Genomic DNA, 9,578 nt, shown 5'->3' with positions numbered 1-9,578 from the left:
GATGATATTAAGAGTTACACTGTTGATGTTTATAGCTGCCTTTTATGTTTCTGGAGTAAATGGACAGACAAAAGGGATATTTTCTACAGGTACGAAAATTGTAATGCCCAATATTCAGGAGTATTTTAAGGAATGTGGGGTAAGAGGGACTATAGCTATTTATGATAATAGAAATGACATCTGGTTTGTATCCGATACATCGGATTCCAAGGTTGAAAGTGTACCAGCATCTACGTTTAAGATCATCAATATGCTCATCGCATTAGAGACAAATACGATCAAAGCCGAAAACGCTGTGGTGAAATGGCCGGGATCAACAGATACCATTAAATATGGCTATCGTCCGGATATCTACAGAGATATTTCAGTAAAAGAAGCTTTTCAGATGTCTGCAGGCTGGGCTTTTATTGAGCTTGCAAAGAAAATAGGCAGATCTACCTACCAAAAGTTTTTAGGAGAATCCGGCTATGGAAATGCCGATCTCACTGAAAAAGGAGAAGATTTTTGGAATTTTGGAGCAATGGGTATTTCTCCTGTCAAACAGGTTGAATTTTTGAAACGATTATATGAGGGGAATTTGCCTTTTTCCAATCGAAATATGAACATTGTCAAAGAGGTAATGATAACAGAGAAAGAAAAAGACTTTATAATACGGTCAAAAACTGGATGGACAAGGGAGCATAATACGAACACAGGATGGTGGGTAGGATACCTTGAATCTGGTCAAAATGTGTATTTCTTCGCGACACGACTTATACAGGACCGTAAATTCAATAGATCAGATTTTTCCAGCTGTAGGAAGGAAATTACCAAAAAGGTATTTCGGGATCTTAAAATAATGCAATAAATTACATTGTGATGGAAAGGAATATTTTAGGCATCATAATACTATGTTGTACAATTCTTTGAACAAGTTGCCAAAAATTCTTTTCGTGAGGTCGTGGAGTCCAAAGGATGGCATAGTTTAGTATCCTATGAGTTGTTCTCTTTAACGTTGCAATCGAATTAATCATATCTTCTCAATCTTAAACAATATTCCAGTAATTATTGCGGCGATCGAATAATATATCGCCGACTGATTTCGTCTGCAACCCAATTATAAGTACCGGAGTAAGGACTGTCCAAGTTGTCTCCTAGAGGTGTTGTGGTTTGAGGTTAATGAAGCATTATTACATTGAGATAGGGCATACTTATACCTTATTTAATTTAGAAGTTTTAAATAACTCAAAATTATGCCGTAGTGCTCGGCTTCGTGAAAGTTAGCAGCTTGAAGTGCTTGGAGGTGATTGGTTATGGTGATGCCAATTGGTAAGCTAAAGGCGGCGTATTTAACAAATATACCCGATTCTAGATCTTTACGAAGTTGATTTACCGTATAAAGTAGTAAATGTTTTATTTCATCAACGTCCGGAATACTTTTCCATGTATGTGGCGAAGTTCCGATTTTGAACGTTTCCATAAATTCCTGTGATATATGCATTGGTAGCCCGCTACGCATATACATATGCCTCTGTTGAGATGTGATACAGTGACCAATTTGCCAAACTATATTATTGTTAAAGTTTTCAGGGATTTTAAATAATATTTTGTTATCAACCGTTTCTATTAATTGAAGCAGCCTGGTTCTGCTAGCTTTTAAAATCTCAAATTCAAATAATTCGTTAGACATATTTTAAATCAATTTAATAAAATCCAATACAGCCTATTCCAAATTTACTATAAAGTTGGGATATGGTCAAGCTTCAGCAATGCAATCGCATCGTCCATTTTTTTGTGATACTGTTGCTGGAAGCACACCGTCGATAACCTGGATATTTTTATAGCAGAGATCTCAATGGCGTACGTCTCCGGTATAAAACTCATTTGTCGCCTGTGTGTTCATTCCTTTTCAGACTTGCTCAGTACCAGCCAACAAGGAGGATGAGTTCCGTCACATTATAATTAGACTTCTAATACTCTAAACCAAAGTGGTGTATTTTGCAACGGAATTACTGGTGTAGTATGGTGCGGAATATGCATTTTGGGAGGAGACTGAATTACACAAACGTTCATTTGCCTCAAAGTCCGCATTTTCATTTACTACACATCTATTTCATCTACGATAGTCAGACATACGCAGGGTTGAGCTTAATGCTAGCAAGCAAAGCAACCGTTGTGAAAGTGAACGTTGCCGATGAAACTGACATCGAGCAGATGATTGATATGGTAGTTGAAACCTATGGTTCTCTGGATATTCTTTTAATAATGCTGGAATTATGGATAACTTCAAAACAGTCGCAGAGGTTACGATGCCCTGTGGGACAAGGTTTTGGTCATCAATCCTACAGGATCTTTCAAAGCATCCCGAGCTGCCATTAAAATTATGGAAAAACAGGAAATAGAGGTGTTGTTATTAACAATGCATCGGTAGGCGGGCTTTTCGGTACCTGAGGAAGAGCTACCTATGTAGCTTCGAAACATCGCCTTGTTGGTCATACCAAAAATATCGCATCATGTAAATGCTAACGTAATCCCAAATGCTAACACAATGCTCACCTTCTTACTTAAGTCGAAACTTTCTCAAACAGGATAGTTACATCAAAATTGGCGAAGAACCATTATTATTTACCGATTACACCTACAGCTATTTGGGGGATCTGACACCTGAAATGTTTATCGAAAAACCGGTCAAAACAGTGGAATTTTCTACTTTAGAATACTCCTAAATTTGGGGCAAGGTCACCTAGGTCACCAAATAGATATGGTGATCCAAAGGTATCATTCTGTTTACTAAGAATTCTTTCAATTGCAAATACTTCTTCTTCTAATTTATCCATATATACTGACATTTAGGAATTAGGTATCTAATTATTATTAGGCTTAGCATTAATCCAATAAAACAAATTATAGAAGTTAAATCATTTATAATCACGTAATCCAGTTGGAGAGAATTCATCAGTCTAAATGGATAAGAGTAGATATTCAAAAAATAATACTTCCAGTTATATAGAAAAAAAGAAGGAAACAAGATCAAGAGAAAAGGGAGAGTATTAATTAAAAAATTTTTAAAAAAAATGTTAAGTACTAAATGGACTGAAGAAACAAACAAAGAGATAAGCAATATTCCCACGGTAAATCCCCCAATTATTGTCGGGCTATACAGCACAAACTCCTTAATACCAAATAGAGCTCCTATTATATACCCGATAATTAGCAAAAGCAAACTAGAAAAAATCGTAGTGTAAACCAAAAACATCCAGATTAATAAAAGCTTAGAAACGAAGTAATTGCCCATTTTGAGTGGCAATATTGAATGAGTGCGTAACCCATTGTGCCTATGCTCATTCTCCAATATGACAAAAGGATAAACAATAGCAAATAATGGAAGGACGAAACTGAGCACCATTAAGATATCTTTGCTATAAATTACCCAAATGTCATATCCCGTTGCTGCTGCCGAGATTGTATTTTCAAATTGTAAATAAGATAATAACAGGACCAAAAGCTGAGGAATAAACAGAGTCAGCAGTACTATTTTGTTTTTCGTAATTCTATATATATCCGCGTATAATATTTGAGTAATTCCCATCATACATTAATTAGTTAATAAATTAAAATACAGTTCTTTCAATGAATATATTTCGGTACATATTACTTCCATTCCATCTAACTCCTCTGTTCGAGCATTAATTATCAAACCCAAGTCCTTTTTTGTATCAATAAAAAATCTGTTTTTAAATCTATCGTCTAGAGAAGTTGTCTTTTTGACATGATGCACCATAAATTCACTTCCTTGCTTTCTATAAAAATCTAAAACTATTCGTCCTTCTTTTAGAAAGATTAAGTGATTACATAGTTCATCTAATTCCGAAAGGTCATGGCCTGATACAACAAATGTTATCTTCCTTACAGAACATATTTCATTAATCTTTTTAGACAAAAATGATGCATTTATGGGGTCTAAGGCTAACCACGGTTCATCAAGAAAAATTACAGTTGGTGATCGCAATAAAGAGATTACAATCTTTAAACGTTGCTTATACCCAGACGACAATTCCGATACTTTATGGTTTTTATAACTATCCAGTTCAAACTCTACCAATAAATCTTCACCAATTTTAGGTTTTACGTTTAGCAGTTTAATATAATAACATATATTTTCCCTAACAGTTATCGTATCGTAGGTAGAACTATGATCTAGAATAGCTGCAATTTCACATTTTGTTTCGATTTCGTTTCCTCTAATATTTCTATTTAGAAATCTTATATTTCCGTTATACCTAGTCTGTACACCCGTTAACAAATTTATTAATGTTGATTTGCCAGCACCATTAGGCCCTAAAAGTCCAACAATACTTGGCGATTTAATTAAAAACGATATATTGTCAATTATCAGCTTCTTCTTAATTGAAAATGATAAATTTTGAATATTATATACATCCATATCTTAATAATTATTTGGCTTCATTTTATTTATCAAAAAAAACGCATCAAGCTTATCAAACCAGTTATTAGCGAGATTGTGATATCCATAAAAACGCATTGTCATTTGTTCAGCAACTCTGTTTTTAGGAGGAATAACAAAAGCTATTGAATCAATTTTATTTTTAAGGGCAAATTCCAAATTATTTTTAGTCACAGGATTTACCCGTTGAATATTACCCGAAGCAACATTTCTCGTATACCCTTCAATAGAAGTCGTCAAAATTGTGTAAGCCCTCTTTTTATAAAAATCTTTTACAAAACCTCCAAAAGTCTTTCTTGTTTGGTTTTCTTTAGATGCATGTTCATTTGCTATCCACACAATTGCTTTACGGTCTTTCTGAAATGCCATTTGCCATCGAAAATTTTCAAATAAAATCGAATCCCTATAGTTATTATAAGCTAACGATTTCAAATACATTTTTGCGTAATAAAAATGATATATATTCTCAATATAGCGATGATATATACTGTCTTTTAAGGTGATATTATTCTGTGATAAGACTAGCTTAGACATGCCTTTTAGTTCTTTAAGGCACTTCTGACGGTTTGATTCCATTTCTTTCGTTCTAGAATTAAAAAAAAGTACAGGACCAAATCTATTTTTTAACGAAAACCAAAAGTGCTTATAGTCACTGGAATTATAACCATTTAAACCCTTGAGATACAACATTAAGTCTTCACGTATCTTGTCTTGAGAAAATATTGTAGGAATTTGAAAATCTAAACCACCTAGATACATTGGGTCGTTTGTTGTTGCTTTGGATGTAATAAAGTCTCTTAAATCATGTGTTTCCTTAGCTCTGCTCCAAAAAGGATAGACTGCATTTGCAAAGTCCAGACCAGCTCCATGCTCTAATGATTGGTAAAATCGGAGGGTTCGATAAAGGGGAGCTTCCAAATACAATGATTTAAAACCTTTATTATAGAGATGCATGACTAGCTGAGCATAAATCTGTTGTGTCACACCGTCTCCATGCTGCTGCTCTCCTAAAATAATGATCTGTTTATCAATGAGAACAGAGTCACTGAAACTGAAACCTTTGTTAAGGTTTTGATTTACTAACGTGACATCTTTTGAAAGATTAATAATCCGCGATCTTTCCGTACTTATTTTATCCCCATTTTCAATTCTACAGTAATAATAAAAAATTAATACACAAATGATTAGTAACGAAAATGTAAATAAAACAGTTTTAGTTGTCATAAAATATCTGAATTGATAACGCTGATATATTCTGTTTCTTTTTTCCTCCAAATATCTTTTGTAAAAAATCTGGAGAAAGATCTGTTTCTGAGATAGCTCCCAGCTTTTCAACATTGTACTTATAAGTTCCACGGGTTTTGTCGTATTCAATTGGAAATCCTAAATTTTTCATTTCAGAAAGATCTTTAAGTAGTGCACTTCTTGAAAGATTCATTTTCTGAGCAAATTCACAAGGTGTTCCAGTTTGCCGTCTTTTAATAAAAAAATGCAAACGGTTCAGGCGCATTAAATATGTTGAAATTCCCATAATAGAATTATTTTTCGTTTATAACTATGTGGTTGTAGCATTATATCACTTGCTAAGTAAATATAACAATAAAATATTTATAATTATAAACTTGTCGGAAATAAAAACTAAAGAAATACTATAAATTATAAATAAAAAATGAATTAAATTTTTTCAAAAAAATGTAAACAGCTGATTATTATGTTTATATATATATCTTGTTAATTGATAAAGAATATTATGTTGAAATATATTTGTCACTAATAAATTAAATATTCTGGCAAAAGTACATCTTGGGTTCCGGACGAAATTACATCAGATATACTCACTCAGGCACTTAATCACTTAAGGTCTCAGATTGAAATAATATAATTCTATAAATCATAATTTTTTGGTTAGTTGGTGTTTTTATTGTTATGATTGTCAATTGGTTCGATCACATAATAATATAAATAATATTCAGGATAATAAGTTTATTTATTGATCTATTACAAATGTTGCAATTCCTCAATGGAGGTATCAAGTTGTAAGTGAAAAAGTTGATGTTGTAAATTGACAATAAACGTTCACAAATTTTATTCCCAAAAATTACCGGATATTTTTCCTAATCCTGCTTAACGATGTAGCGGTAATTCCTAAATATGAGGCAATATAAACCAGCGGAATTCTGTTGGCTAACTTGGGGAAGTTTTTCAGAAAATTCAGGTATCGTGTTTTGGCATCTGCACCCAATTTGGGCTGCAAAAGGTTCACTTTTTCCAGCAAGGTTTTCACAGTGATTTTATGGATGATTTTGTCCCAATCTATAATGGTTTCCGAAAGTGTTTTGAAACCATCATAAGAGAAGACAATCACCCGGCAATCCGTAACTGCACGAATATAAATCATCGATGCAATTTTATGGTTGAAACTTTCCAGATCTACAGCAAAATGATTTTCATCCACGAAATGATGGACGATTTCTTCGCCTTTGTTGTTATAATAGCAAATCATCAACACGCCTTCCTCCACGAAGGCAATTTGTTTGGCTATTTTTCCAGCTTCGGAAAAATACTCACCTTTTTGCAAGTATTTTTCTTCTGCTTTTGTTTTAACCAACTCAATCTGCTTAGGATTGAGTTGTCCGAATTGCAGTAAATAGCTAATCAAATCTTCCATATTTCATTCACCCAAAAAGAGTTTTTTTCTTGTATCTAAAATTGAATCTATGCCTTTCAAATTTAGTTCTTTATACCTTGTGGTCGCATCGTGTCCTGCAAAATAGTGGATTTGGTTTTTACCGTCAGTGGCTGCCGCGTATATAACCTCCGCAATGTCTGCAGGATTATCTGAATTTGCCGAAGCATCAGGATGAGCATAAGCCGATAACACATTGTTCCAGTCTTCTTCATAGGCTTCGTGAAAACTCATTTGTGCATTACCCACAAAATTGGTTTGCATAAATCCTGGAATGATTGTTTTAATGCGGATTCCCTGTCGGTCCAATTCATACGTCATTCCCTCAGCCCAGGTTTCTAATGCTGATTTTGTAGCAGCATATAAGGACATAAATGGGTCAGGAATATAAGCACCCAAAGAGGTTGTTGTGAGAATAATGCCGACCTTCCTGGCTCTGAAATGTGGAAGGAATGCACGAGTCAGGCGAATCGTTCCGAAGACGTTGGTATTGAATTGTTGCTCCATTTGTTCATCTGAAATTCCTTCTAAAGCTCCTGCCAACACATATCCCGCATTGTTGAACAATACATCTACCTGACTGATTTGTTCCGCTTTTACTACCACATCTGCAATTTGGTTGGCATTGCTTACATCCAATTGGAGGAGATGAACGTTGGGCAATTGGGAAAGTTCGGTTTCTTTCTCGGGATTACGCATCGTTGCGATGACTGTCCAGCCTTTTTCGGCAAATAATTTTGCGGTTAACTTTCCTAAACCTGAAGAAGCGCCTGTAATAAAAATTGTCTGACTCATTTTTTCTTATTTTAATATCTGTTGTAAAGGACGGAATTTAAAAACACAAAGGACTTGTCATTTGGCAAGACATGGGTGAACGAATATTTTTAATTTTTTAAGTTTTTGCGTATTGAAATATATTCGGGCTCAATATCACTACCTCTTCCATTCTTATCAGAGAAAACAGTTTCGTTGCCAATTCTGTCATGGTAAATATCTGTTTCACTTAAATCCAAAATCGTAAAAACAATGTGATGAATTGTTATGCTATTTTTTAAATTATGATGTATCATTATACTTTATTTAAGGGATTAATTTGGTTATGTTCTACATTGAACTTCTCACTTTCGCCAGCAAATCATGCGGATATCCCAATGATATGGTACTTAATTGATCAGCATCTACCCATATCGCCTGGGCATGCTCCAGCGCTTTTACTTCTCCTGATTGTTGACTACATACAAAAGGGTAGAGCTGCAGCGAGAAGTCAGCATAGTGGTGCTCTACCATCGTTAGCGCGCTATGTATGATAATAGCAATATGGAGTTCCTCTTTGATTTCTCTGCGTAGGCATTCTTCTTTCGATTCTCCGGTTTCGATCTTGCCACCCGGGAACTCCCATTTCAATGGAAGTTTCATTGAAGCCGACCGTTGGCAGATCAGTATTTTGTTGGCGTGTTCTATAATCGCACAGGTTACTTGCGGCATAATGGTTCAAAGGTAATGATTTAGAAAAAATATTATTAACTTATCCTGTGTGGGCTTGAAAAGAAGACTGAAAGATGAAATACAGTAAGAATTTTTCAGTTCCGATAACTATTTTATAAAGATGATATTAAGAGTTACACTGTTGATGTTTATAGCTGCCTTTTATGTTTCTGGAGTAAATGGACAGACAAAAGGGATATTTTCTACAGGTACGAAAATTGTAATGCCCAATATTCAGGAGTATTTTAAGGAATGTGGGGTAAGAGGGACTATAGCTATTTATGATAATAGAAATGACATCTGGTTTGTATCCGATACATCGGATTCCAAGGTTGAAAGTGTACCAGCATCTACGTTTAAGATCATCAATATGCTCATCGCATTAGAGACAAATACGATCAAAGCCGAAAACGCTGTGGTGAAATGGCCGGGATCAACAGATACCATTAAATATGGCTATCGTCCGGATATCTACAGAGATATTTCAGTAAAAGAAGCTTTTCAGATGTCTGCAGGCTGGGCTTTTATTGAGCTTGCAAAGAAAATAGGCAGATCTACCTACCAAAAGTTTTTAGGAGAATCCGGCTATGGAAATGCCGATCTCACTGAAAAAGGAGAAGATTTTTGGAATTTTGGAGCAATGGGTATTTCTCCTGTCAAACAGGTTGAATTTTTGAAACGATTATATGAGGGGAATTTGCCTTTTTCCAATCGAAATATGAACATTGTCAAAGAGGTAATGATAACAGAGAAAGAAAAAGACTTTATAATACGGTCAAAAACTGGATGGACAAGGGAGCATAATACGAACACAGGATGGTGGGTAGGATACCTTGAATCTGGTCAAAATGTGTATTTCTTCGCGACACGACTTATACAGGACCGTAAATTCAATAGATCAGATTTTTCCAGCTGTAGGAAGGAAATTACCAAAAAGGTATTTCGGGATCTTAAAATAATGCA

12 protein-coding genes are annotated in these 9,578 nt (G+C 34.6%); 3 read left to right on the top strand and 9 right to left on the bottom strand.

The window, feature by feature from the left end; genetic code table 11:
- The first annotated feature begins 25 nt into the window (after positions 1 to 25).
- The gene (locus HPC41_RS08090) at positions 26 to 847 is read left to right on the top strand and encodes a penicillin-binding transpeptidase domain-containing protein (protein ID WP_420240179.1); all 822 of its coding nucleotides are present in this window, start codon (positions 26 to 28) and stop codon (positions 845 to 847) included.
- Positions 848 to 1,201: 354 nt separating this feature from the next.
- Here the strand turns inward: HPC41_RS08090 and HPC41_RS08085 are convergent, their stop codons facing one another.
- Entirely contained in the window at positions 1,202 to 1,669 is a 468-nt protein-coding gene (locus tag HPC41_RS08085; RefSeq protein ID WP_172393537.1) for a DinB family protein, read from the bottom strand.
- A gap of 847 nt (positions 1,670 to 2,516) precedes the next feature.
- Between HPC41_RS08085 and HPC41_RS08080 the strand changes: the two genes are divergently transcribed.
- A complete protein-coding gene (locus tag HPC41_RS08080) occupies positions 2,517 to 2,705 on the top strand; it encodes a hypothetical protein (RefSeq protein WP_172393536.1) in 189 nt (62 codons plus the stop codon).
- On the opposite strand, the gene HPC41_RS25570 is transcribed toward HPC41_RS08080, so the two are convergent.
- The 8 genes from HPC41_RS25570 to HPC41_RS08050 all read right to left on the bottom strand — a co-directional run bounded on the left by HPC41_RS25570 (position 2,691) and on the right by HPC41_RS08050 (position 8,615).
- Positions 2,691 to 2,816, bottom strand: coding sequence for a hypothetical protein (locus HPC41_RS25570; RefSeq protein WP_281358799.1), 126 nt, complete (start codon positions 2,814 to 2,816; stop codon positions 2,691 to 2,693). The genes HPC41_RS08080 and HPC41_RS25570 overlap by 15 nt on opposite strands.
- Positions 2,804 to 3,568 carry an ABC transporter permease gene (locus HPC41_RS25780; protein WP_420240180.1) on the bottom strand — a complete coding sequence of 255 codons (765 nt, stop codon included), beginning with the start codon at positions 3,566 to 3,568 and terminating at the stop codon, positions 2,804 to 2,806. The genes HPC41_RS25570 and HPC41_RS25780 overlap by 13 nt, the downstream gene beginning before the upstream one ends.
- A 6-nt stretch (positions 3,569 to 3,574) precedes the next feature.
- On the bottom strand, positions 3,575 to 4,423 hold the full coding sequence (locus HPC41_RS08075; protein WP_172393535.1) for an ABC transporter ATP-binding protein: 849 nt from the start codon (positions 4,421 to 4,423) through the stop codon (positions 3,575 to 3,577).
- 3 nt (positions 4,424 to 4,426) lie between these two features.
- Complete coding sequence (locus HPC41_RS08070; protein ID WP_172393534.1) at positions 4,427 to 5,668, bottom strand: erythromycin esterase family protein; 1,242 nt, start codon at positions 5,666 to 5,668, stop codon at positions 4,427 to 4,429.
- On the bottom strand, positions 5,658 to 5,975 hold the full coding sequence (locus tag HPC41_RS08065) for an HTH domain-containing protein (RefSeq protein WP_172393533.1): 318 nt from the start codon (positions 5,973 to 5,975) through the stop codon (positions 5,658 to 5,660). The genes HPC41_RS08070 and HPC41_RS08065 overlap by 11 nt, the downstream gene beginning before the upstream one ends.
- Before the next feature lie 567 nt (positions 5,976 to 6,542).
- A complete protein-coding gene (locus tag HPC41_RS08060; RefSeq protein WP_172393532.1) occupies positions 6,543 to 7,112 on the bottom strand; it encodes a Crp/Fnr family transcriptional regulator in 570 nt (189 codons plus the stop codon).
- Between the two features lie 3 nt (positions 7,113 to 7,115).
- Positions 7,116 to 7,925: an SDR family oxidoreductase gene (locus HPC41_RS08055; RefSeq protein ID WP_172393531.1), complete on the bottom strand. Its 810-nt coding sequence runs from the start codon at positions 7,923 to 7,925 to the stop codon at positions 7,116 to 7,118.
- Positions 7,926 to 8,234: 309 nt separating this feature from the next.
- Positions 8,235 to 8,615 carry a (deoxy)nucleoside triphosphate pyrophosphohydrolase gene (locus tag HPC41_RS08050; RefSeq protein WP_172393530.1) on the bottom strand — a complete coding sequence of 127 codons (381 nt, stop codon included), beginning with the start codon at positions 8,613 to 8,615 and terminating at the stop codon, positions 8,235 to 8,237.
- A gap of 145 nt (positions 8,616 to 8,760) precedes the next feature.
- Here HPC41_RS08050 and HPC41_RS08045 point away from each other — a divergent pair.
- Positions 8,761 to 9,578 (top strand): penicillin-binding transpeptidase domain-containing protein (locus tag HPC41_RS08045; RefSeq protein ID WP_425501167.1); only part of this gene is annotated, 818 nt, incomplete at its 3' end.

The sequence above is a fragment of the Sphingobacterium prati genome, from assembly GCF_013167215.1.
GTDB classification, from domain to species: domain Bacteria; phylum Bacteroidota; class Bacteroidia; order Sphingobacteriales; family Sphingobacteriaceae; genus Sphingobacterium; species Sphingobacterium prati.
Note: the sequence above shows the minus strand (reverse complement) of the source record. Positions and strands in the feature narration are given on the sequence as shown.